Origin of the sequence: Streptomyces sp. NPDC086549 (genome assembly GCF_044746205.1) — a bacterium.
Classification (GTDB): Bacteria; Actinomycetota; Actinomycetes; order Streptomycetales; family Streptomycetaceae; genus Streptomyces.
The window spans coordinates 1-23,693 of record NZ_JBIVBS010000030.1 but is presented as its reverse complement, the minus strand read 5'-3'; the positions used below and the strand labels follow the sequence as shown (position 1 = coordinate 23,693).

Annotated in this window: 17 protein-coding genes and 3 pseudogenes; 14 read left to right on the top strand and 6 right to left on the bottom strand. The window is 68.9% G+C overall.

All coding sequences use genetic code 11. The annotated features are described in order from the left end of the window. Window positions 1-49: 49 nt before the first annotated feature. Window positions 50-1,426 carry a serine hydrolase domain-containing protein gene (locus ACIPSA_RS47660; protein ID WP_402647618.1) on the bottom strand — a complete coding sequence of 459 codons (1,377 nt, stop codon included), beginning with the start codon at window positions 1,424-1,426 and terminating at the stop codon, window positions 50-52. 105 nt (window positions 1,427-1,531) lie between these two features. Here ACIPSA_RS47660 and ACIPSA_RS47655 point away from each other — a divergent pair, with 105 nt between their 5' ends. The 5 genes and pseudogenes from ACIPSA_RS47655 to ACIPSA_RS47635 all read left to right on the top strand — a co-directional run. After that, the gene (locus tag ACIPSA_RS47655) at window positions 1,532-2,227 is read left to right on the top strand and encodes a TetR/AcrR family transcriptional regulator (RefSeq protein ID WP_402647616.1); all 696 of its coding nucleotides are present in this window, start codon (window positions 1,532-1,534) and stop codon (window positions 2,225-2,227) included. 205 nt (window positions 2,228-2,432) lie between these two features. After that, the gene (locus ACIPSA_RS47650; RefSeq protein ID WP_402647614.1) at window positions 2,433-3,767 is read left to right on the top strand and encodes a hypothetical protein; all 1,335 of its coding nucleotides are present in this window, start codon (window positions 2,433-2,435) and stop codon (window positions 3,765-3,767) included. Continuing rightward, a pseudogene (locus ACIPSA_RS47645) lies at window positions 3,764-4,240 on the top strand (isocitrate lyase/phosphoenolpyruvate mutase family protein); the annotation flags it as partial. The gene ACIPSA_RS47650 and the pseudogene ACIPSA_RS47645, both read left to right, overlap by 4 nt. A gap of 211 nt (window positions 4,241-4,451) precedes the next feature. Beyond that, the gene (locus tag ACIPSA_RS47640; protein WP_402647612.1) at window positions 4,452-4,790 is read left to right on the top strand and encodes a hypothetical protein; all 339 of its coding nucleotides are present in this window, start codon (window positions 4,452-4,454) and stop codon (window positions 4,788-4,790) included. A gap of 137 nt (window positions 4,791-4,927) precedes the next feature. Then, window positions 4,928-5,609: pseudogene (locus ACIPSA_RS47635) on the top strand (helix-turn-helix domain-containing protein); the annotation flags it as partial. A gap of 16 nt (window positions 5,610-5,625) precedes the next feature. Here the strand turns inward: ACIPSA_RS47635 and ACIPSA_RS47630 are convergent. Then, window positions 5,626-6,342, bottom strand: coding sequence for a VOC family protein (locus tag ACIPSA_RS47630; protein WP_402647609.1), 717 nt, complete (start codon window positions 6,340-6,342; stop codon window positions 5,626-5,628). Between the two features lie 523 nt (window positions 6,343-6,865). Between ACIPSA_RS47630 and ACIPSA_RS47625 the strand changes: the two genes are divergently transcribed. Next, on the top strand, window positions 6,866-7,651 hold the full coding sequence (locus ACIPSA_RS47625) for a hypothetical protein (protein ID WP_402647606.1): 786 nt from the start codon (window positions 6,866-6,868) through the stop codon (window positions 7,649-7,651). Window positions 7,652-9,187: 1,536 nt separating this feature from the next. Here the strand turns inward: ACIPSA_RS47625 and ACIPSA_RS47620 are convergent. Then, on the bottom strand, window positions 9,188-9,520 hold the full coding sequence (locus ACIPSA_RS47620) for an Lsr2 family protein (protein WP_402647604.1): 333 nt from the start codon (window positions 9,518-9,520) through the stop codon (window positions 9,188-9,190). 898 nt (window positions 9,521-10,418) lie between these two features. Here ACIPSA_RS47620 and ACIPSA_RS47615 point away from each other — a divergent pair. Beyond that, window positions 10,419-10,712, top strand: a complete 294-nt coding sequence (locus ACIPSA_RS47615) for a hypothetical protein (RefSeq protein WP_402647602.1) — start codon at window positions 10,419-10,421, stop codon at window positions 10,710-10,712. A gap of 549 nt (window positions 10,713-11,261) precedes the next feature. Then, window positions 11,262-11,714 (top strand): protein kilB, encoded by a 453-nt coding sequence (locus ACIPSA_RS47610; RefSeq protein WP_402647600.1) that lies wholly within the window; start codon window positions 11,262-11,264, stop codon window positions 11,712-11,714. Window positions 11,715-12,028: 314 nt separating this feature from the next. Here the strand turns inward: ACIPSA_RS47610 and ACIPSA_RS47605 are convergent, their stop codons facing one another. Next, a complete protein-coding gene (locus ACIPSA_RS47605; protein WP_402647597.1) occupies window positions 12,029-13,309 on the bottom strand; it encodes an MFS transporter in 1,281 nt (426 codons plus the stop codon). 459 nt (window positions 13,310-13,768) lie between these two features. On the opposite strand from ACIPSA_RS47605, the pseudogene ACIPSA_RS47600 reads away from it, so the two are divergent. The 3 genes and pseudogenes from ACIPSA_RS47600 (at window position 13,769) to ACIPSA_RS47590 (ending at window position 15,867) form a co-directional block, all read left to right on the top strand. Beyond that, a pseudogene (locus ACIPSA_RS47600) lies at window positions 13,769-14,354 on the top strand (transposase). Window positions 14,355-14,482: 128 nt separating this feature from the next. After that, window positions 14,483-15,415 carry an acyl-CoA thioester hydrolase/BAAT C-terminal domain-containing protein gene (locus tag ACIPSA_RS47595; RefSeq protein WP_402647594.1) on the top strand — a complete coding sequence of 311 codons (933 nt, stop codon included), beginning with the start codon at window positions 14,483-14,485 and terminating at the stop codon, window positions 15,413-15,415. 191 nt (window positions 15,416-15,606) lie between these two features. Continuing rightward, the gene (locus ACIPSA_RS47590; RefSeq protein WP_402647593.1) at window positions 15,607-15,867 is read left to right on the top strand and encodes a hypothetical protein; all 261 of its coding nucleotides are present in this window, start codon (window positions 15,607-15,609) and stop codon (window positions 15,865-15,867) included. Between the two features lie 86 nt (window positions 15,868-15,953). On the opposite strand, the gene ACIPSA_RS47585 is transcribed toward ACIPSA_RS47590, so the two are convergent. Beyond that, complete coding sequence (locus ACIPSA_RS47585; RefSeq protein WP_402647591.1) at window positions 15,954-16,544, bottom strand: DUF4240 domain-containing protein; 591 nt, start codon at window positions 16,542-16,544, stop codon at window positions 15,954-15,956. A 576-nt stretch (window positions 16,545-17,120) separates the two neighbouring features. Here ACIPSA_RS47585 and ACIPSA_RS47580 point away from each other — a divergent pair. The 3 genes from ACIPSA_RS47580 (at window position 17,121) to ACIPSA_RS47570 (ending at window position 22,682) form a co-directional block, all read left to right on the top strand. Continuing rightward, entirely contained in the window at window positions 17,121-17,531 is a 411-nt protein-coding gene (locus ACIPSA_RS47580; RefSeq protein WP_402647588.1) for a hypothetical protein, read from the top strand. Then, window positions 17,528-22,042, top strand: a complete 4,515-nt coding sequence (locus tag ACIPSA_RS47575) for a hypothetical protein (RefSeq protein WP_402647587.1) — start codon at window positions 17,528-17,530, stop codon at window positions 22,040-22,042. The genes ACIPSA_RS47580 and ACIPSA_RS47575 overlap by 4 nt, the downstream gene beginning before the upstream one ends. 142 nt (window positions 22,043-22,184) lie before the next feature. Then, window positions 22,185-22,682, top strand: coding sequence for a hypothetical protein (locus ACIPSA_RS47570; RefSeq protein ID WP_402647584.1), 498 nt, complete (start codon window positions 22,185-22,187; stop codon window positions 22,680-22,682). On the opposite strand, the gene ACIPSA_RS47565 is transcribed toward ACIPSA_RS47570, so the two are convergent. After that, window positions 22,664-23,461, bottom strand: a complete 798-nt coding sequence (locus ACIPSA_RS47565) for an SMI1/KNR4 family protein (protein WP_402647581.1) — start codon at window positions 23,459-23,461, stop codon at window positions 22,664-22,666. The genes ACIPSA_RS47570 and ACIPSA_RS47565 overlap by 19 nt on opposite strands. Between the last annotated feature and the right edge of the window lie 232 nt (window positions 23,462-23,693).

The window sequence follows — 23,693 nt, the reverse complement described above, 5'->3', positions numbered from 1 at the left end:
GACGCGCAGGCAGGGGCGGCCGCGCAGGACCGCTCCTGCCTGCGTTGGATCAGGATGCTTCCGCAATCCGGTTGAAGAGCCGGCCGGCGAGGTCGACGCCTGTGACCGCGCCGTTGACGTCGCGGGAGAAGTAGCCGCGCTGCCCCTTGAGGCCGCCTTCGGTGACGATGTACTCGTCGCCGTCGCCGGGAAGGAAGCCGATCGCCGCGGCCGGGTAGTCCGGGGGCATTTCCTCGTCCGACGCCTCGCGGATCTCCGGCTTGATCCCGACCGCCAGGGTGAGACGGATGCCGTCGGTGGCGATGTCGAGGTTCATGGCGTCGATCTCGTAGCGGCCGACGACCTGTTGGGCCTCTCCCTCGTCGTACGGGACCGGCTCCACCGTCTTCTCGACGACGCCGAGGTAGTGCTCGAGCGCCCACCGCACGACGGACTGGTTGAAGGGGTAGCCGTCCGGGCCGACGTTGGCCATGGAGACCACCGCGAAGTTGCGCTCGGGCACGATGAGCAGCTCGGCGAACTGGCCGTTGCCCGAGCCGCCGTGGCCAATCCCGTGAAGGCCGTCCAGGTCGTGCAGGAACCAGCAGATGCCGAAGCCGTCGCCGAGCGTGCTGGCGCGCAGCTCGATCGTCCGCTCCCGCATGCGGTGCAGCTCTGCGGCGGGCAGCACGCCCTCGCCGTCTCCGAGTTGGAACCGTGCCCAGCGCAGTAGATCGCTCACCGAGGAGGCGAGGCCGCCGCCGGGGTTGTCGCCGCGCGCGCCCTCCTTGAACGCTCCCCAGGGCCGGGCGGGGTGCAGTTCGCCGTCGTCGCCACGGTTGTAGCCCACGGCGAACTTGCGGACCATCACCTCCGCCAGTCCGTACACGGTGTCCGACAGGCCCACCGGCTCCAGGACGAGCGAGGCCATGGCCTGCTCGAAGGGCAGGCCCGTGACCTTCTCGATGATCCGCCCGGCCAGGTTGTATCCGGCCTGGCTGTACGAGGCGCGGGCCCCGGGCGGTGCGATCAGCGGCAGCTGGGGGAGCTTCGCCACGAGCCCGGCCAGGGAGCGGTCGCCCTCGCCGTCGTCGATCAGATTCCAGTCCAGGCCCGCGGTGTGGTTGAGCAGGTTCAGGACGGTGATCTGCGCTGCGGCCTGCTCGTCGGCGAGCTGCAGCTCGGGGACGTAGCGCCGCACCGGCGCGTCCAGGTCCACCTTCCCCTCGGCGACCAGGCGCATCAGCGCGGTCGCTGTGAAGGTCTTGGACACCGACGCCACAGGAAACAGTGTCTTCTCGTCGACCGGCAGCGGGTTGCTGAGGCTCGTCACGCCGTGCGAGGCGTAGATCTCCTCGCCGTCCAGGAGCACTCCGACGGCGGCACCGGGAACGCCGAGCTCCGTGGCCTGTGCCTTCATGAAATCCGACAGCTTGTCCTGTGGCATTGCTCCCCCTTCGGATACTTGAACTAAGTACGAGAAGGAGCGTAGACCGTCACTTGAACAAAGTGCAAGACTTGGCATGAACTAAGTTCAAGTAAGGTGGTGGGCATGCCGCGAGACGCACTGACCGCAGACCGGATCGTCCGTGTGGCCATCGAGTTGCTCGACGACGAGGGACTGGACGGCCTCAACATGCGGAGCCTGGCGAAACGGCTCGGCTCGGCCGCCACGGCCGTCTACTGGCACATCAAGACCAAGGACGACCTGGTCCGACTCGCCAGCGACGCGGTCTGGTCCGAGGTCGAGCTGCCCGATCTCGACGCCATCGACTGGCGCACCGCCGCCACCGCCCATGCCACCGCCATGCACGCGATGCTCGCCCGGCACCCCTGGCTCGGCCAGGCATTCGGCAGCCACCTCCTGCACGGCCCCGGTCAGGCCCGGCACAACGACCTCAGCCTCGGCATCTACGAAAAGGCGGGCTTCGCCGCCGCCGACGCGGACCGGGCGGCCGCCGCCGTGTTCACCTTCGTGCTCGGCAGCGCGCTCGGCCCTGCCGCACAGGTCTCGCTGAACCGTCGGCTGAGCAAGAACGGCGCAGACGCCGAGCAACTGATCGCCGACGCCATGACACGCGCCACCGAGACCGCCATGCAATTCCCGCGCCTGCGCGAACGCCTCGGCACCACGGCCGCAATGGAGTACGCCGCGGCGCCCGACACCACCTTCGCGTTCGGCCTTCAGTCCCTCCTCGACGGCTTCGAGGCCCGCCTCACCGCGGATCGCGCCAGCGGGCGCGAGTGACCCACCCCGGACACATCCGCCCGACCAGCCCACGGCCACTTTCCGGCTTCGAGCCGACGTACGAGCAGGGCAAGGAAGATCGCGGCCCGGATGGGGTCGGTCGGCAGCACTGCGAGCCTGGCCAGAGGTTGCGCGGACATGAGGCCGTGATGCCTCGGCCACGGTTCGGCGGGCGCCGAACTCTCCTGCACCTAGCTTGGGCCGCATGACGATCTCCGACCTGTCCGCCCGTCCCTCCCGTGTCACCGCGTACGCCGACGCCCGCGCGGTGCTCGACCAGCCACTGCTGGTCCCCGAACCCGCCGCCGACGTGGCGGACGCCCCCGTCGGCTCCCTGTCGTGGCTGCGTGCCACCGTCGCCCGCTTCACCGGCGACGCACAGGCGCACGCCCGTCGCCGCGCCCACGCGGAGGCTGAGCTGGCCAGGCTGGACTCGTACGAACTGCGCCGGACCGCCGCCGGTTCGGCGGTCGCCGCGGACGACCGGCACACGGTCGTCCGCATCCTGGCCGAGGAGCTGGGGCTGCCGAGTCCGGAGGCGGTGGCCGACGCGGTCGTGACCGTCTCGGCCGGGTACTTCGGCGGTGAGCTGACGCCCGTTCAGGCGAAGGCCGCTGACGAGGCCGTCGCGTCGCTGCTCGCTGGGATTGCCGAGGGGGAGGGCACGCAGGACCTGGAAGCCGCCGCGCAGCGGATCGGGCTGCTCGTGCAGGCGTGCGACGCGACCGCCCGGCTGGTCGAGCACGCCCGTCGGGCCGCGCCGGACGGGTTTGCGCCTGGTGGTGCTGACGCCCTCCTCGCCCAGGTGCTGCGGCAGGACCCGCCGGTGACCGCGCTGCGTCGCCGGGCGCTCGCCGATGTGTGCGTGGGCGCGCTGGAGCTCCGGGCGGGGGAAGCGGTACTGGTCGACGTGACCGCCGCACAGCAGGGCGCGCCTGCTGGCGGCGACCGGTCCGATCCGGACGGCCCCGTGCACGACGATCCGGCCGTCCTCGCCTTCGGCGCGGGGCCGCACCGATGTCCCGGCCGGACCCAGGCACTGGCGCTCGCCGCTGGGCTGCTGGAACGGGACGATCCGGCCGCGCTCGTCACCGATGCGGTCGCGCGGGCACTGGACCTCGTCGCGACCTGGACCGCCTGGGACGGCCGTCCGCTGGCGGTGGAGGAGCGCGTCTACACTCCGCACAAGGTGATCCGCCGGATCGCCGACCATCTGGTGGACCACCTCGCCGAGTTGGAGGCCCGTCTGGTGGGCGAGGAGCCGGAGCCGGACCACTGGCATGCCTCGACGACCACCACCCCGGCCGACCTCGCGCCGTTCACCACGGACGATCTCGAAGAGGCGCGCAGCCGTCTGGTCCGGCTCGGCCGGATCTGGGCCGACCGCCTCGGGGCGCTGACCGACACGCAGTTGGACCGTTCGCCCGGTCAGGGCTGGTCCTTCCGACTGCTTGCCGCGCACGTCGCCGGCTCGCTGGACTACTACGCCGGCGCCGTCGGCCGCCTCGGCACAGGCGCGCAGCCCAAGGAGCAGGGATGAGCACTGTCGGCCCTGTCGGCGCCATCGCCTTCCGCCACCTGCACCACCGCCCCGGTGCGCCGCTGTTGCTGCCGAACGCCTGGAACCATGCCTTCGCGGCCGCGCTGGCCGCGGCCGACTTCGCCGCCGTCGGCACCACCAGCCTCGGGCGGTCGCTGCCGGGGCCGGGCCGCCGGACGGGACCGGCCGGACCCGCGCCGAGACGCTCCGGCTCACCCACCGGATCAGCGGCGGCCCCATCCTGCTCTCGGTCGACATCGAAGGCGGCTTCAGTGACGACCCGGCCGAGGTGGCCGACCTCGCTGCGGAACTGCCGAGGCGGGCGCCGTCGGCGTGAACCTGGAGGACGGCCGCGCCGACGGCGGCTTCACCGTGCACGGCTGCACGCGGCGAAGATCAACGCGGTCAAGGCGGCCGCACCCTGGCTCTTCGTCAACGCCCGCACAGACACCACTGGCTGGCTGAAGGGTGGGAGGCGGAGGCGGCGTCCAGCCCGGTGCCGTGCCAGGCAACGTTCGCCACGTTCTCGCAGCTGGAATTCGAGCTGCCGCGGCTGTGGGGCACCGCGTAGCCTGCACGGTTGTGGTCAGGGATCGCAGTGCTCGGCAGCTCCGGCTGATCGGCGAGACAGTGGAGATCGCGAAGGACGTCGGCGTGGAGGTGTGGCTCCGCGGGGGCTGGGCCATGGACTTCTTCATCGGCGAGATCACGCGTGACCATGTGGACATTGACTGGTTCGCCTGGACGGATGACGCCTCCGCCCTGACCGACGGCCTGCTGCGTTCCGGCACGACCCGTTGCCCGGGCCGCCTGCCGACCAGCAGCTCGATTTCTGCAAGCACGGGGTGGAGAGCAGTTTCGCCCTCCTGGACAAGGACAGGGCGGGGCGCGTCGTGGTCGCTGGCGGACCCTGGGCCGGGGAGGTATGGCCGGAAGGCATGCTCGATGCTCCTCCTGGCCGTATCGGGGCGTTGCGATGCCGGATCGTCAGTCCCCGCACCCAGATCGAGATCAAGCAGATGATGCCGGTGTGGGTTCCGGGCCGGCCTCGCCGGAGGAAGGACGCCGAGGACATCACACGGCTGCAGGCAGCTCTGGGAGAGCGGGGCACGCGCCCGGTATGAGGGCTTGAAGTCGCGAGCAGCCGCTAACGTCTGCGCGTGGCAGAACGGGTGCGCTTGCGTGCGGTCGAAGACGACGAGGGTCGGCGACTGCTGAGGATCGTTCGCCGCGGTTCCGGCTCGGTGGTGACCTGGCGGCGGGCCCGGGCAGTGCTGCTGGCGGCCCAGGGGATGCCCGTCGCGAAGATTGCCGAGGTGACGCTCACCTGTGCGGACCGGGTCCCGGAAGTGATCCACGACTTCAACGCGGGTGGGTTTGAGGCGATTTACCCGAAGTGCAAGGGCGGTCGGTCGAGAACGTGCACGCTGCCCGAGCGGCGCGAGATCAAGAAGATCGCCAGTCCAGGCCGGCCGATCATGGCCTGCCCTTCTCGACCTGGAGCCTGGCCAAGCCGGCCGACGTCTTGGTCGCCGAGGGGGTGATCGACGACATCAGCCATGAGGGCCTTCGGGTCCTGCTCCGCGAGTGGGCGTGTCGTTTCAACGCATGAAGACGTGGAAAACCTCCCGCGATCCTGACTACGCCGCCAAGAAGGCCCGCGTCGAGCATCTCTACGCGATCGCCGACGGCGAGGTCATACCCGAGGGCGGCGAGCCGGAAGTTGTGTTCCGCCTGGATGAGTTTGGGCTGCTCAATCTGCCGCCCCACCCGGGCCGGCAGTGGGGCGAGCGCGGCGGACGGCATAAGGATCCGAACCGGGAACCCCGGCCCCGAAGGCGGGACGACAACAGCCCCGCTACCGGGGCCTCTGCAAGGAGAACTCGTTGCCGTCGGGGTCGAGCATCAGCACCCGGCCGCCGTCGCCGATGTCGGTGCGCGTCGCGCCGAGCGAGACCAGGCGGTCGACCTCCGCCTCCCAGTCGGCGTCGGCGGGGAGCGCCAGCTCGAAGTACAGCCTGTTCGTGCCCGTCTTCGGCGCCACGGGAGGACCACCCCACGTGATCTTCGTACCGCCGTTCGGTGATTGGATCGCGGTCTCCTGGTCTTGGTCCCAGATGAGCGGCCACCGCAGTGCCTCGCTCCAGAAGTAACCGACCGCCTGCGTACCGTCGCAGGCCAGCGCTCCGATGAAGCCGGTGTCGGCGAGGAACTTGTTGCCCGGCTCGATTACGCAGAACTCGTTGCCGTCTGGATCGGCGAGCACCACATGGCCCTCCTCCGGGAGTTGGCCCACGTCGATGTGTCGCCCGCCGAATTCCAGAGCCCTGTCCACCGTCTGCAGCTGCTCTTCCCGGGAGGTGCTCGTCAGGTCGAAGTGTGCCCGGTTCTGGCCGATCTTCGGTTCCTGGCTCGGCAGGAAACGGATGCGGAACCCGGTGGTATCAGGGGGCAGGATTGCGACGTCGTCGTCCGGACCGTCGGCCAACTCCCAGCCCAGGACCCCGGACCAGAACCGCGCCAAGCCCGACGGCCGGGTCGCATTGAAGCAGATCGCGAACAGTTGACTGGTCATATCCCGTGCATCTCCGATCCATGGACGGTTGATACGGCGCCGCAACCTCCCCGCGGGCGCAGCCTAGGGGTGACCGTGCGGCACCCGCATCCGAGTTTCCGTCGCGGTGTATGAGCATGGAGCAGTAGTGGTTGACCGCCGAGCTGCGGGCCAGGGAGATGTGAGCCAGCACCTCGGGGTCCACCTTGCTTCGCAGGCCTCGCGCAGCGCGCGCAGCACCCACAGCTCTCAGTAGTGCCGGTGCGCGGTCGCATCCCCTTGGCCGCAGCCTCGTCCAGGTAGCCCTGTCACCGGGGCGGAACGAACACCGTCGGCGCCTTGTCCGGGACGTTGCGGGCACTGGTGGCGTTGAGCTCCCGCAGAACGCTCCTCAAGGGCTTCGGTGTAGTGCCGGCAGGCCGGAAGAGGAGCCCACTCGGACCCGAGGCCACTACGGCATGATCCTGCCCCAGCCAGGGAACGTTTGTGCGATCCTTGTCCACTCGCTGTGTAATCTCTCCTCTCACACCCAAGGGGAGGGATCATGAAAAACAGAACGGTCAAAGTGGCGTGGGCTGTTGTCGGTGGGACTGCGGCTCTGACGCTGCTGACGGCTACGGGGGCCCACGCGGAAGGGAAGGGGGACATCCGCGTCACGGCCGCCGTCGTCAACAGCGGGAAGAACGTCGTCGTCGGCACGTCCCAGCGCGTCACCTACCCGATCGCCATCACTATCCGGGACAACTCAGGTGTGAAGGGTCTGTCGCACGTCAGCGTCTTCAACAAGAGCGACGGTTGGGGCTTCAGCGACTGGACCGACACCAAGTGCGTAAAGAGGAGCTCCACCACCTCGGTTTGCACGGCCACGATGACGCTCGCCCCGCAGTGGCTTCCCGACAGCCTGCCGGAGGACGTCAACCACACCGCGGGCCTCTGGCAGGTCAATGCCACCGTCCAGGCGAACGACGGTGACTACTGGATCGCCGACGACATCGCCGAGTTCAAGATGAAGCGCGCCTCCAAGCTCACCACGGACGCCTCACCCGAGCCCATCGCCAAGGGTGCCAAGCTGACAGTCTCCGGCAGACTGACCCGGGCAAACTGGGAGGACCTGAAGTATCACGGGTTCACGGGGCAGAACGTCAAGCTCCAGTTCAAAGCAGCCGACGCAGCCCACTACCGCACGGTAAAGACGGTGCGAACGGGCGACGCCGGGAAGCTCAGCACCAAGGTCACGGCCACCTCGGCCGGCAGTTGGCGCTGGTACTTCCCCGGCACGACGACGACCGCGCGGGTCGTGTCGGCCGGGGACACGGTGAAGCTGAAATGACGCAGATCCAGTGAGGGTGGTGCGCCCCTGCGAGCAGAACAGGGGCGCACCACCTCGTGCGGGTGCGGAAGGGGGCTACCGGGGTTACCGGGGTTGAAGGCACCCGCGCTCATGTCAGCGACGGAGGACGGCGCCGTGATGGTTGCCGCCGTCGCGGTGGCGGCGCCCCCAGGAGGCGTCGTCCACGAAACGGCCGTGGTCGTTGCGCAGGGTCGCGGTGTTCAAGCTCGACATCTGCTCCCCGCGCCCGCAGGGATGGTCCCCAATCCGTCAGAGCCCCCCGACGAGCTTGTGCTGTGTGACGGCGTCGGCGGGGGAGTACGGCAGCCCAGGCGGCGGTGTCCTCGATGAGGACGTCGGCACAGGTCATCACTGCGTCCTGCAGCGAGATCACGGCCGTTGCGGAGACGGCCCGGCGGCCGTCCGGCGCGGTGATGCTGCTGGTGTAGTTTGCGTCGATGGGGGCGTTGCGCCAGGGGCCCATGTCCCAGCGCGGGGCCGGGAGTTCGCCGACCCTGCGGTGGGTCAGGAGAGACAGCGCACTGGCCAGCGCGTTGTGGGGCAGAGCCCGCTCAAGGTCCTGGCGCTGGCCCGGGGCGATGTGCAGGTGGTGCGCGTCAGCCCAGGGCCACGTCACCAGCACCCGCAGGCGTAACTGCGGGGCGGGCTGCTGCGCCGTCCAGTTCCGGGCGTACCGGGACATGGTGAACTCGAATCGCTCGGCAGGCTCCCAACGCCACGCGTCCTGCTCGGAGCGTACGAGGCATCCCGCTCCCCAGATGCCGCCGTCGAGATCGACTTTTCGGGAGTCCGGCGGCACCACACACGGGCCGCGGTGGTCGTCCCGGTCACTACCCGGGACGGGAAAGCCGACGAGGACGAGCGGATGGCCGCCCGCACCCGCCCGGCGGCCCTGATAGCCCGCCACACCGGTGCGGACACCGCGACCGGCGCCCGGTCTTCCACGACACACAGCACCCACCCGGTCTCGCCCTCCCCGCTTGCTTCGAACTCCTGAATCGCGGCTGGGCCGCGGGCGTTGGCCTCGCCGATAGGTCTGCCCTGCCCCGCGGGGCGCAGCTGCTCGTAGGCTTCCCGTATCTCCTGCTGGCGGCTGGACCGGCCCCGCCTGATCTGTGGGTCGGCTGGGGGAGGATCCGCCTGCGCCTGCGCCTGGGCCATGGCGTAGTGGGGGAGTTCGGCGAGTGCTTGGGCCGTGGGCATCCCCGAGGCAGCGACGGCGTTGGAGAGCAGCCGCTGGATCTCGGTGCGCGGCAGCCAGTGCGTGCCGTCCGTCTCACGGACCGGCACCGCGACGGTATCCCTTCGGGGTGCCCCCTTCTTGCCGGTCGGTGCCGGCATGCCCGTGGGCCGGCCGTTCCTGATCAGTCCGGCGGGCGAGTACGACGTAGCGTTGGACCGCTACTTCTTGGTACGGCTGGCGTCCTTGCAGTGGAACACGCAGGCCGTGCACGCCCGGGACCTTCGCATGTACTTCGACTTCCCGGCATTGCGCCGGGGGCGATCGTTCGTGGGTCAGTGGGCGGCTTCGAACGCCTCTCGGATTTCCCTGGGGACGCGACCGCGGTCATTCACCTCATAGCCGTTCTCGCGAGCCCACGCACGGACCTCTTCCGCGCTGGGACCGTCCGCGGCGTCCCCGCGTACCCGACCCGGCACCTTCGTCCGGCCCACCTTCCGGCCCTTTTCGATGAATGGCCGGAGCGCCGCATCCAGTTTGTCGTAGCTATCCGGGGTGAGGTCGATTTCGTACTCAATGCCGTTCAGGGAAAACCTGTGCGTGCTGACCTCGTCCGATTCCGTACCGGTGAGGTCGTCCGAGTAAACGGTCACAATCTTCTGAACCATGGTCGGATGTTACCCAGTCGCTCCGGTCGCTCTCGCAGCCGGAGAGCAGAACGCTCAACTCGCGGTGAAAATGCCGAGACTTCGTTGCGGCGGATCACGTACGGCGGCCCCGGGGCAGCCACAGTGCCGGGATGCCAGCTGCGGAATCTGCGAGCCTGGGCGGGTGGCCGCACTGCCCCACGGGCGAGGCTACCGGCGCCCTTCGCGTACCGCGTTCGCCGCACAAAGGACTACGGGCAAGCCCGAAGTCGCATCCGGCCGCAGCCCGGGCAACCATCGAAGTGGCCCCGCAGGCCCCGGTGCCCTCGGCTGACAAGAGCGCGCGGCTCAACGGGGCCGAGGGGGCGTGCTACAGGCGGCTGTGCCCGCCCCCGGCCTCCGGAGCGGAAGACAGGTCGTGGTGCCGGGCAGCGCGGCCGCCCGTGGCCTACCGTTGGAGCGCCCTGCTGTGACAGGACTGCAAGGCCGGGGCGGCCCTTTGCCGTGCGCCCTGGTGCGGGCCGCCCGTCATCCTTCTGGCGCCCGCCCGCAGCCCACCGCGCTCTGCCTGGTGCGGTGCCACCTGCCCAGGGGCCGTGGAGGCGGCTGGGCAGGTCGCCTTGGCGTCGCGCCTGACACTGCGGCGGTCACCGGCGGTGCCCTGGACACGGTCGGCGGTGGTGCGGGTCGGCCGTCTGCCGTCCTCGGTGATTCGGTTCCGGGATGACGCGGTGAAGAGGGTGACTGCTGGTGCCAGGCCCGGCCCTCCGGGTACCCCCATGCCCACACGCGACTCCCGGCGAGCCGCGGTACGGTCCCTCGGTGGGGCTCGCCGTGTCACAACACAGCCACAGGCACCCCACAGCGCCCCCGAGAGCCCGCATGATCTTCCTCAGCATCAGCAACCACTGGGGGAAACATGAAAACCCGTACAGCCGCCTGCACCGTCCTGCTCGCCCTCGCAGCAGCCCTCACCGCCTGCAGCGGCAGCGACGACTCCAAGGCCGACCCCGCTGCCTGCAAGGCTGCCATGGAGAAGCAGTTCAAAGACGCCATGGCCGCCGGTGACAAGGCCAAGTCCGAAGGCCGGCCTGATGCGTGCCAGGGCGTGGACGACAAGACGGTGCGGAAGTACGCCACCGAGATCATGCAGAAGCAGCTCGGCGACGCCGTGGACAAGAACCTCCAGGGCCTGGAGACCGCCCAGCCGTAGGGGGACGGTGCAGTGTTCGGTCCGGCGTTCCCGCCGCGGCCGACCTGCTCCGCAGGGACTGGCACAAGCTCTCCCAGCGCTTGGCTCAAGAGTGGTACCCGCACAGCCGCACGGACCAGTCCCGGGATTTCACCGGCCGTGTCGCCGTGTGCTCCCACTGCGGCCAGCCCGCCTGCTACAACGCGGAAGTCGGGACGGGGACGCACGACACGGACCCACTCACCGCTTTACAGCAATGCTTCCTCGGTCCAAACGTAGCCGAAGTGCCGGGCCATGTGCGCCAGTGCCCGGCGCAGCACATTCTGGCGCGCCTGACCGGGCCTCGGGGCAAAGGGGCCGGACGGCAACCGGACGTCTCGGTGGGACGTGTCATGAAGGACACCGGGAGCTGACTGGGTCACTCCTACCAGGTGGTGAGCCCGGCGGCATCCTTGCACGAAGCCTGCCTGTCTCTGCGTTCTGCTCCGGACACCGCACCGGAACACGGCGTTGAACGGGAGCGGCTGACTCCAACCCGCCTCATTACTGCTGTTCAAGGAGGACTTTGCGATGTGGCCCAGCATTATTGCCGTGGTCGGCACACTGCTTGGGGGCGCTCTGACCGGTCTGCTTCAGATAAAGAGTGCGCGGATCGCTCAGAGCGCTGCCCGTGCTGACCAGAGGGCAGAAGCGCTGCGCAGGGCGCTGGGCGAATTGGTGGCCGCCCTGGGCGACCATCGGCGGGCCATGTGGCATCGCGAACTTCTGCGCCTGGACGGCGCGAGCGAGGAAGCCGTCGAGGCAGCCCGCACGGCCTCCCGTGCCACGCGCTCGGCCGTAACCAGCCCACTGGTCGCGGTATCTGTCCTTGAACGATCCCTTGCTGGGCCGGCCCGTCAGGCTGCCCTGGCCGCGTTCAACCTGCGCGACGCCACCGACCACACCGCCCTGGCCTCCCGCCGCGAGGCCGCCATCGCAGCCACTGACGAACTGGTCGGCGCTGCCGGCCGTGCCACGGCCTGACGTCCCGGACGGCCGGGTGACGCAACCTGGGCACCCGAACGACCAGACAGCCTCTGGCACTTGTCCGCGACCGAATCACGGGGAGGGAGAGCAGTCTTGGGAATTTCGGGCGGAGAGCCCCACCAGCCCAGCGAGTTGACCGCGAACCCGCGGGTCCATCCCCCAGAATCTGGGCATCGAACCTGCGGGTTCCTACTGAAACACCTTCAGTTTCCGTGAACTCGCGGTCCTCTGGGCCCAATGCAGTTGCTTTTGAACGGGTCCCCTCCGGAGACGGGCGACGGGAGTAGCGGCAGGCGCGGTCCCACACTTCGCTACGGCGAGTCGGCCTGGGTTGGGGCCGGTTCCGGGACCGGTTCTGCCGCGGATGCTGGAATGCCTTCGGCGGAAGCGTGCGCCTTGCGCCATGGCAGCAGGAGCGCGCTCGACAAGCACAGCACGCCGGCGATGATCAGCGCACCGCGGACGCCCGCTGTCTCGGCGATCAGCCCGCCGACGATCATGAAGACTGCCTGGCACGTTTTCGAGCTGACGGACCAGGAGGTGCCCACGCGGGTCATGAACGCGTCCTGCGTGGCCTCCATGCGGTAGGTGGTGAAGGACGGGTTGAAGACGCCGGCGGCGAAGAGCAGCCCGAAGTCGGCGGTCACGATGATGGACACGCCCAGGGCGCCGGAAGGCGCCAGCGGCAACAGGATCGTCCAGAGTGTGCGTGCGACGCCGGACAGTAGCAGGATCCGGCGCTGCCCGAACCGCCGGGTGAGTAGCGGGGTCAGGCGTGAACCCAGAACGCCACCCAGACACGGCAGCCCCAGAGCAAGGCCGTACTGCCACGGCGCGAGGCCGAGGTCACGCAGCATCAGGACGGCCATCAACGGTGACGTCATCATGATGGAGCCGCCGAAGAGCAGGGAGTTGCAGAACAGCGAGCGCAGTCCTCGATGCCGCAGGATGTACTGCCAGCCTGCGGCGATGTCGCGGGCCAAGTGAGCGGCGGCGGGTGCCGGTGGCGCGGGTTCGGGCCGTCGGATGCGGCGGATGCCTAATGCGGATCCGAGGAAGGACGTGGCGTCGGCCGCCATCGTCGTGGTGGGGCCCAGGACACCGACCAGGAGCCCGCCGACGGGCGGTCCGGCGCTGACGCTGATCCAGTTGGTGGTCTCGAACAGGCTGTTGGCACGAAGACGGTGCTCGGGCAGGATGAGCGCCTTGAGGTGCGCGCCGCTCGCCGCGTCGAACGCGACCCCCGCGGCCGTCTGGAGGATGCCGACGGCACACAGATGGACGAAGGTGAGCCCGCCGAAAGTCGCCGCGACCGGAACGCTCACCAGCACGGCACAGCGGACCAGATCAGCAGTGATCATGACGGGCCGCTTGTACTGGTGCTCAATACGGACACCGAGCGGGAGGGCGATCACGGCGCTGGCCACGGCGGACAAAGCCGTGAGCAGAGAGACCTGGAACGCTGAGGAATGCAGCACCAGGAGGGCGACCAGCGGCAATGCGCCCATGGCGACGGCACTGCCCGCAGCACTGATCCCGTAGGCGCCCCACAACCGCCGAAAATCCTGCCCGAGCGTGACCTGCCGTGCCAATGCACCCTCCCCCTCTTATGAAGGCAGTCAGCATAGAGACTTGGACCGCCCGCCAAGCTCGGTCATCTCTTCACCGCGCGCTTCAGTACTGCGATCAGAAGCAGGCTCTGACCCCTGCCGCGCGACGCCCGGGGCTTCCAGGCTCCTGACACTCGGTCGGGGGGTGCGGATGGATGGGGAAAGGCTCTGCCGGCGTCGCGGTGTTTGCGCTGCTTGGTGGTTTGGTTGTGGGCCCACCGTCCCGGCTCGACCTTGGTGCGACCGCTGCGGGTTCTCAGTAAACATTTAGAGATGCTCTATACCGGTAAGTAACTTTCATGGCCGTCAAGTTTGAGGTGTCTGCCCTATATATTCACCCCCGCGTCCATTGAGCGCGCGAAGTCCGGTTTGAAGATCAGGCGGAAACGCCCAGCAGTAGCGGAGCAGCACCGTCCGCCGCATCCATGATCACGCTACGGCTTGAGTCAGCGGAAGCCGTACCCCAGCGACCTGTCCGACGCCCGATGGGCCTTGATCGAGCCGACATTGACGGCCTGGAGAAAGGCTCGGCTCGACCGCAGGCCTACCGGGCAACCGGCCAAGGTCGACCTGCGCGACGTATTCAACGCACTCCTCTACATCAACCGCACCGGAATCCCCTGGAAATGCCTCCCGCACGACTTCCCCAACCATGGCACTGTCCATGCCTACTACGCCGCCTGGCGGGGCCATCTCCAAGAGCTGGGTCGACACCGGCTTCAAGAACGCCGTCATCGAACACGGCGCCAGCTTCGGAATCGACGTCGAAGTCGTCAACGGAAACCCGGGAGTTCGCGGCTTCCGCGTTGTCAAGAGGCGCTGGGTTGTCAAACGAAGTATTGGTTGGATCATGCTGCACCGGCGCCTCGTCCGAGACTGCGAGACCCTGCCCGCCAGCTCGGAGGCCATGATCCACGTCGCCCCGATCGACAACCTCACCAAGCGCATAACGGACGAGACGACACCCACCTGGCGAGGAACTTGCCTGGAGATAAAGGGCAATCCGCCTAGATCGAGCGCCCTCTAAGGTTGTCGTAGCGGACCTTCCCGGTCGGCGCTCCCCCTAATCTGCGGGTCTCGATGTCAAGCCCTCGGGTGTGTTTGAGAAGCTGCCAAGACAACCTTTGACCTTGACGCGTCTAGCTGGGGGAGCACGTGGACGTTGCTGAACAGGAGCTGGACCATCCATGGGAGGGCGTCCTGGCCGCTCCCGCCAACGGTAGCGACATCGGCGTGCTGGTCCTGGCCGGTTCCAGCGGACGCATCGAACGCGAGAGAGCACGCATCCTTGCTCAGCAGGGCATCACAGCTCTGTCCATTCGTTGGTTCGGCGGGCCGGGGCAGTCCCCGGGAATTTGTGAGATCCCCTTGGAGACCTTCACCGCCGCGGTCGACTTCCTCGCAGCGAGCGGGGCACGACGTATCGGCATCCTTGGTGGGTCCAAGGGGGCTGAAGCAGCTCTGCTCACGGCGGTGCACGACCCACGCGTCGACGTTGTCATCGCGCTGTCACCCACGTCGCGAGTCTGGTGCAACGTGGGTCCGGGCCCCGATGGAGAACAGCACCCGTATCGTTCTTCCTGGACTTGGCAGGGGCAACCTCTGCCTTTCGTCCCAATGGACGATTCCTGGACTCCGATCGACCCGGACAACGGTCCGGTCGCCATTCGTGGATGGTACGAACTCAGCGAGCAGAGCTTCGCTCACATGCTCCCTCTGGCAGAGATCCCCGTGGAAAGGGCCCGGGCCGATCTGCTGCTTGTCGCCGGTGGCGACGATGCCATGTGGCCTTCTCTCCCTTTCGCCGAACAACTCTCAGAACGCAGACGCTCAGCCGGGTCCACCGTGCATCTGATCGCCCGCCACGATGCCGGCCACCGACCACGCCTTCCCGGCGAGAGCCCAGCGCCGGTCTCCCCGCACTACCTGTACGGAGGCACGCCCGAAGCTGACGCGCTCCTGGGCGAGGCTGCGTGGCCGCATATTCTCGACAGGCTCTCGATCGAATCGAAGCTCTCGCCATCAGCAAGAAGGTCTCGGCCGACGACCGCGGTCACCTCGCGGCGTTCCCCGAGATCGTGGTGCTGACGCACCTGATCCTCGATCCGCCCACAGCCGCCCTTGACCCCAAGGAGCTCTACTTGGCGACGACCGCCGGGCTGAGCCGACGATTCGCTCGGATCTACACCACCCTCGGAACCCAGGACCCCCTCTACAGGCAGTTCTGCTTATACCGCGAACGAGACTTCCCCGGGTGGACAACGGGATAGGTTCGGGCCGTGGACAACACTGAGATCACGATCAAGCTCACTTCCGACGAGGCGCTCGTCCTCTCGGACTGGTTGGAGCGAGTTCAGATGACGGATCTCAGCCGTCTGGTCCACGATCCGGCCGCATGGGCCCCGATCCACAAGATCGCGGGAACGTTGGACAAGGCACTTCCCGGGATCTTCGCCGCTGACTATGCGGAGCGCCTGGATGCAGCACGGCATCGTCTCAGGGAGACCACGGGCAGCTTCACCGAAGAGCGAGACGGCTGACCTGCCACACACTTCCGTGAAAGGCATCCCGTTGAGAGCGCCAAAGTCTCGGCGTTCTCCATCAACAAACGCGTACTTGTTGCGCCTCATGCGTCGGCGCTGAGCGGGAACATGACGCTCAACCTTGGCAGCCTGCGAGCCGCCTCGTCTTCATCCCGAACATTCCAGCGTTTCCCGGCCAGGCCCTGGCTGACCGCGTGCTCGGCCCGCTGGGTCTCCACAGCCGCATAGAAAGCATCCCCGCACTCGTCGGGATCCCCGGTCGCTAGTCCATGGGCTTCCAATGCCACATGGTCGAGCGATTCCCACCCGGGCCAGTCATCACCCCAGGTCTTCCAAGTTCGCCCCGCCAGGCGCAGGACCTCAGGAGCGTCAGCCAGAGCATCAGGGTCGAGCACAGCTCGCCCGAAGGTGTCTTTGCCCAGCCCGACCATCCAGAGGTCGAAGTAGCAGAAGTCGTCATCCGAACACCGGCCGCCGAAGATCCGCTCCGCCGCAGCCACCAGCTCCCAGGTGAAAGCCTGACGGGTCACCTGGTCCAGGCACATCTGGAACTCAACGATCTCCGCCAGCGGCCTGCACGACAAATCAGAACGAAGCCATGCAAGTCGCGCATCTCTGCCCTCTGCCTGTCGGCGACACGTCTCTACAAGTTCCCAGAACTTCTCAAGGTTCACGAAGAGCACCCTGCCAGGCACCACTGACAACGGACGGGCCACCCTGGCGTCATCACCACTTCCGCGAAAGCCAGATCGTTTGAGATCGCCACCGGCTCGCAGTCCCAGAACATCTGGCATCTATGCAGGTCAGCGTCACGTCAACTGCCGCCTGCGCTGCGACAGGCAGGACCTGTGCCCGTTCCGCGGGATCCCAACGCCGGGCCGGGCGAAGTACGGAGACGCGCGGCTGGGAGCTGGGACGCGCAGCCACGAGTAGCGGTCACCGGTGAGCGGCGTCGGGCCGGGGAACAGCACGATCGAACCCGTATCCAAACAGCGGTACTTGGGCGGGTTCGCCGCCTGCTCTCTCAATCATCCGTCAGAACGGCTCTCGCGACTTGGACGGAACGAAGAACCAGAACAGTTGGGCGTCCCGGACCGCCGCTCCGTACCGGCCGATGCTCCCGGAGCACGCTGAGTCGTCCGACGGTCTCCGGCCGTCGACATCAGGTCTACCTCATGGCATGGGGTCACGGGTACGCTACCTGCCGTCAAGAGGCAGGCAGTGACGGCCCATTGGGGTGTCGGGGGACCATGCGTATCGTCATCACCGTCGACGGTGGCCGGGACGGCAGCGCTGAGCTGCGCCGTTGGTTGACCACGGAGCCGCGGTTACGGGGGCGTATCCGGCCGGATACGCAGCCTCCGCCGCCCGGGGCGATGGGCAGCGGGGCGATGGACGCGCTCATTGCGATCCTGGAGCCGGGCGGGGTGGCGACGGTGTTCGCCGGGGCTGTGGTTGCCTGGGCAGCCAGCCGCCGCAGCAGCCAGACCATCACCGTCACCAGGCCCGACGGCACGCAGATCAGCATCGAGTCCACACAGGTCAAGGCGGGCGCAGCGCAAGCCGCGGAGCTGGTCGAGCGGCTAGCCGCCACGGTCACCGACCCGCCCGCGCCCGAGCACCGGGCCGAACCGGACAGCGCCGCCCCGCCCGGGCCGTGAACGGCGGCACCGCCGCGGAGGTGGGACTGGCGGCGCCGGGGGCGCGGGCGATCCTGGTCGGCACCGGCAGGCACGTCTCCGGGTCGGAGTTGCCGGGACTGCCGTCGGTCGACAATACGCTGGACGACCTGCAGCGCGTCCTGGGCGACGTGTGCGGCATGCCGGACGATGCGATCCATCGGGTTCCGGCGGACGCCAGCCCGCCGGACGTGGTCGCAGCGGTTGAGCGGGCGGTCGCCGATGCCCCCGGTGTGCTGCTGTTGTACTACGTCGGCCACGGGCTGCTTGGCCCCGGGGACGAGTTGTACCTGGCCACATACGGCACCGAGGCCGCGGATCGTGTCTCCCATGCGGTGCCGTATCGCACCGTCAAAGATCTGCTGAGCGACGCCTCGGGGGATGGCATCGTCATCCTGGACTGCTGTTTCTCCGGGCGCGCCGCCGTGCCGGTGGGCGGGCGGTCCAGCGAGCCGTTCGCCTCGGCCCGGCCCGGCGGCAGCGTTCTGCTCAGCTCGGCCTCGCACTTCGCGTTGTCCTTTGCGCCGGAGGGCGAGCGCCACACCCTGTTCAGCGGTCGGCTGCTGCGACTGCTGGAGAGGGGCGACCCGGCCGGGCCGCCGTGGCTGACCATCGATCGAGTGTATGCGCTGCTGGAGCGCGAGTCCGAGGGCTCGCCCGTGCGTCCGCACCGGCAGAGCGATGGGCGGCTGGGCGAGCTGCTCGTCGCCCGCAACCGCGGCTACCGCCCGGTGCCGGGGCCCGGGTATGTCCCACCCGCCGACGTACCTTGCCCGCATCCCGGGTTGGAGCCCTTCCGGGCGGAGGACAGCCGGCACTTCTTCGGGCGGGAGGAGATCACCACCCGGTTGCTGGACGCCGTCAGCGGCAGCGTCGGCCGCCCGCCGGACCAGCTCCCGGTGATCTTGGTCGGCGCGTCCGGGGTGGGCAAGTCCTCGCTGTTGCGGGCCGGGCTGCTGGCCGGGCTGGAGCAGCTTCACGAGGCAGCCGGGAGCGGCGGCTGGCCCGACCGTGTGCCCTGGCCCGCGTTGCTGTTGCCCGCGCCTGGACCGCAGCCGCTCCGGTCGCTGGCCGAGCTGTGGGCTCAGGCCACCGGACGGCGGACAGACGAGGTACTGACCGCCTTCACCGACGGCGACGGCTTCCCTGAGCCGCTGCCCGGCTGCAGACCCTGCCGACTGCTGGTGGTCGACCAGTTCGAGGAGATCTTCACCCGCTGCCGGGACACCGAGCAGCGCGCCAGGTTCATCGGCCTGCTCACCGGCGGAGCCCAGGGCCAAGCCCCGCGTGTCGTCCTGGGCCTGCGCGCCGATCACTACGGCAGCTGCCTCGCCCACCCGCCGCTGGTCCGGGCCCTCGCTCGTGGGCAGCTCACCGTATCGCCGATGGACGAGGACGCCCTGCGCACCGCCATCGAGCGGCCGGCAGAGGCCGCCGGCCTGACCTTGGAGCCCGGCCTGACCGACCGGCTGCTGCACGACCTGCAGCACGGCGGAATCCTCGGGCCCGCAGCCGCGGCCGGCCCGGACGACACCGCCGCCCTCCCGTTCCTCGCGCACGCGCTGCGCGAGACCTGGCGCACCCGCAGCGGCGCGGTCCTCACCCTGGTCGGCTACCAGCGCACCGGCGGCATCTGGCAGTCCGTCACCAAGACCACCATGGAGCTGTACCAGTCCCTCGACGAGCCCGGCCGCCGGGCACTGCGCGACCTGCTGCTGCGCATGATTCACCTCACCGCGGACGGCACCGGTACGGTGGTGCGCCGCCGAGTGCGGCTCACGGAGCTGCTAGATGGTAGATCGCCGCGGGAGCGGCGGCTGATCACCGACATCTGCGACCAGCTGGCAATCGCCCGGCTGATCACCATGGACCGGATGACAGCCCAGATCTCCCACGAGGCGCTGCTGCGCGCCTGGCCCCAGTTGCGCCGCTGGATCGACGAGGACCGGACGGACCTGTTGCTGCGCCAGCAACTGGCGGATGCTGCTGACGCCTGGCAGGCGGCTGGCCGCGACTCGTCATTCCTGCTGCGCGGCACCCGTCTGGACGCCGCGGAAGACCTGGATCGCCGGATGAGGCTCCGCCAGCAGCCGCTGCGCCGCAGGGACCTGGAGTTCCTGGTGGCCAGTGGCGCAGCGGTACGCGCGGAACGGCTTCGTGACGCGCACCGCACCCGGCGGCTGAAGCAGGCACTGGGCGGGGTCGCGGTGGGTCTGTGCCTGGCGCTGATCGCCGCAGGAGTGGCCTTCTATCAGCAGCGTACGGCGCAGGACCAGCGGCGGCTCGCGACGTACCGGGCGCTGACCGCGGAAGCCGGAAACCTGCGCCAGTCCGACCCGCAGACGTCGCTGCGCCTGGGACTCGCCGCGTACCGGATCCGCCCGACGGCTGAGGCGCGGAAGGCGGTGTTCGACACGCTGGCAGAGACCCCATTCGGCGGCAGCGCGCCGCTGCCCGACGGGCGGACGAAAGAGGGCTCCCACCAGGTGGCCGGAATCAGCACCGACGGCCGACTAGTGGCCACCACCGACCGGGAGAACCGGATCACCGTGTGGGACGTCCAGGACAACGCGCGCCTGTCCCGGACGACGACCCTTCCCCGCTGCCGTGACTACGTCGACGGGCTCGCCTTCAGCCATGACACCCGGCTGCTCGCCACAGCTTGCCGAGACGGTTCAGTGAACGTATGGAGCCTGGCCGACCGGGACCACCCGCGCCGACTCGCCACACTGCGCCTGCAGTCGCTGCCCGGCGCTCCGGACGCCGTGGCCTTCAGCCCGGACGGCCGCACCCTGGCGGCAACGGGTTGGTGGAACGAGGACACCCTCGGCGGATCGCTCGTGCTGTGGAGCCTCCGCGATCCGGCCCACCCGCGGCAGCTCACCATCCGCGGACACGTGTACGACAACAGCGCGTTGGTCTACAGCCCGGACGGCCGCACCCTGGTCAGCTCCACCGGCCGGGTCACCTCGCGGGACGAGCCGGTAGACAAGGACTCGATCGTGCGCCGCTCCGGCGCGACGTTCTGGGACGTCGCCGACCCGGCGCGGCCGCGGCGGCTCACCCGGCAGGACTCGCTGAACGAAACCATGGCGTTCAGCCCGGACGGCCGGCTGTTCGCCGCCGAACGCTACCGCACCGTCCTGCTGTGGGATCTCTCCGCACCGGCCCGGCCCAGGCTGCTGGCCTCCTGGACCGCCCACACAGATCAGGTTTCCGCGATCGCATTCAGTCCCGACGGCCGCCGACTGGTCACCGGCGGCTTCGACGACGACGTGAACCTGTGGAATCTCGACCACCCCAGCCGCCCACAGCGGGTACGGACGTTCTCTGGAAACACCGGGTTGGTAGAAGCCCTGGCGTTCGCTCCGGACGGCCATGCCGTGGTCTCGGCGACCGACGAATCGGTGATCCGCTGGTATGTCGCCGCCCGAGGCCAACCCACCGTCGCCGCAAAACTGGCCTCCGGCAGCTCGCTCGACGCGGTCGCCATCACCCCGGACAGCCGCACCCTGGCGACCGGCGGCGGTCACGAAACCATAGACCTGTGGGACCTCACCGATCCCGCTCGCCGACGGCGGACGGCGACGCTCACCGGACACACCAAGACCGTCCGCGCGCTCGCGATCAGCCCGGACGGAAAGAGCCTGGCCAGCGGAGGCGACGACGGCCGCATCCTGCTGTGGGACATCACAGACCGATCCCACCCACGCCGAGTGGCCGCTCTCGCCCGCCCCGGCAACGTGGTCCTCTCGGTCGGCTTCTCTCCCGACGGCTCCACTCTGGTCGCCACCGGCGCGAGCAATGTGTTCTCACCCGCCTGGGCACGGCTGTGGAACGTCACCCGACCCAGCCGCCCCCGCGACCTCGGAGGCTTCTCGGGCCTGGGCACGCTGGGCCCGGCCCGCTTCAGCCCGGACGGACGGCTGCTGGCTCTGCCGGGCGGAATCCGGACGGTGCTGTGGGACCCGCACCGGCACGCCAGGCCGGTTGAACTGCCGGACGGAGACTCCAGGTCGGCGTTCGCCCCAGACGGCAAGACCCTGGCCACCGGCGGCGGGTCCGACCAAGCCGTCCTGCTGTGGGACGTTTCCGATGCCGCCCACCCCCACAGGGTCGGCGCGGTGCCCGCCGACGACCGCCGGACCGACATCCACCGGCTGGCGTTCCACCCTGGCGGAAACCTGCTCGCCGCCGCGGGCGACGACGGACGCACCACCCTCTGGGACGTCGGCGACCGTACCCGGCCGCACCCCGCCGTCGTCCTCACCGGGCACCAGGACAGTGTCACCGATCTCGCCTTCAGCCCCGACGGCCGCCGACTGGTCACCGCAAGCCATGACGGCACCGCGCTGGTGCGGGACCTCGGCGACCTGCCGGCGATCAGCGCCGACCCGATCCGGACGGCCTGCCGTATCGCGGGCGGCGGGCTGACCCGCGAACAGTGGGACGAATACGCGACCGGGCTGGGCTTCCAGCGGACCTGCCCGTGACAGCACCGCCGCCACTGCCCGGCCAGGTCGACCCACACCCCCCGAAGTCCACCTCGGCGTCGGCACACGGCGCGTTGTGTTGGACCAAGTAGCCCTGCATATACGGCCGATGGAGTCAGCGGGAAGGGCATCTGGGGGGACGGTGCACTCCACGGCGTTGCTTGAGTCGACCGTGGCCCCGTCCGCGCTCTACGACGAAGTCGTGATGATGGAGGCGTGCGAGGCGCTGGGCCTGGCCTCCGAGCCCTGCACCGTCACCGCCGGGCGCTGTCCGGTCATGGAAGTCGCCGGCGTTCCGCACGAGCTGATCCGCTGGGCCTTCCGTCGTAGCGAGCAGATCGCCGCCTGCCTCGCCGACCTGGACCACAGGTACGTCACTGTCGCCGAAAAGGGCTCTACCTTGCGCCGAGCTCTCGCCGACCTTGCAGAGGGTGCTGAGCACTGGCGCAGGACCTACGGCAACCAGGGCCAGCTTCGAGTCCGCCAAGCCCGGAGTGAGACTTTGTTCAATACGCCCGTCCGCACACTGTCGCAGGATCTGGGCTGTGGCGGACGACTCTGCCTTGTTCCCCGAAGGCGCCCGTCAACCAGGCTGCGGACGCCGTTGGTGGCGAGGTTCGGTCAGCCCCTTTCCTGGTAGTTCATGAACCAATGGGTGTCGAAGTAGCGGGCCATTGTGTACGGGTGGTGCGGGTCGATGAGGATGCGGCAGACGAATTCCGCGGCTTGGCAGTCGAAGAGGAGGTCCTCGCCGTCGAAGGACCGGACCGCGACGGGCCAACGGTCGGGGTCGTCGCCGTCGGTCTTCCAGCAGTATGCGTCCTCGTGCTCAGTGCCCGCCCAGATGAGCAGGCCGTCGTGCCTGAGGCCCGTCCATGGCTCCTGGTTCAGGTCCAGATATCCGTCGAAGGCGCCCTTGCCGAACGTCTCGACCATGCGTTTGTAGTCGCTCGGCAGGGTGGTGCCCAGGTGCGATTCCACCTCAGCCCAGTCCAGGTCCGGCCGCTGGGCGGGCTGTGCCCAGCCGGTTATCTGTCTGAGCCGCTCCATCCAGTCGACGTGCTCATCCGGAGCGATGGCCAAGGGCTCTGGCACCTCCCTGTGAGCGACCACCAACACAGGACGCTTGGCCCCCTCGGCGTCCCGCGCGGTACCCGTGCCGATCCACTGATCCCCGTACGCCCACGCTCGTATCGTCACGGCCCGGTCCTCGAAGGGGACGAGGAGAGCCGCGCCCCGGGACTCGTCGACCGTCGGATCGGTGAAGCCGTCGAGGGCGAGGGTGCGCGCAGCGCCGTACCTGCTGCCGAGCAGATCGGTCAGCTCCTGCGGATCCAGGTCGCTGGGTAGGTACATGTAGCTGTTCCCCGGGCCGAGTCGGGCCAGCAGGTCGTTGACGGTCGCTTGCGTGAGCTTCATGTCAGACAGTGAAGCGCACCGCACTGACAAGGGACGTGCTCACAGACGTCGAAGCTCCGCTTACCTTGAGCGCTCCGGACCGCCGGTTGCGGGCTGGCGGGGCACAGGGCGCATTTGGGAGGGGCGCCGCCGAAGAACCCATTGAGATCGTTTCATCGTGAACTCGCAGGTCGTGGTACTGGTGTGAGTCCGTGATGCGGTCCTCGTGCTGGCAGGCGGAGTGATTGCCGTC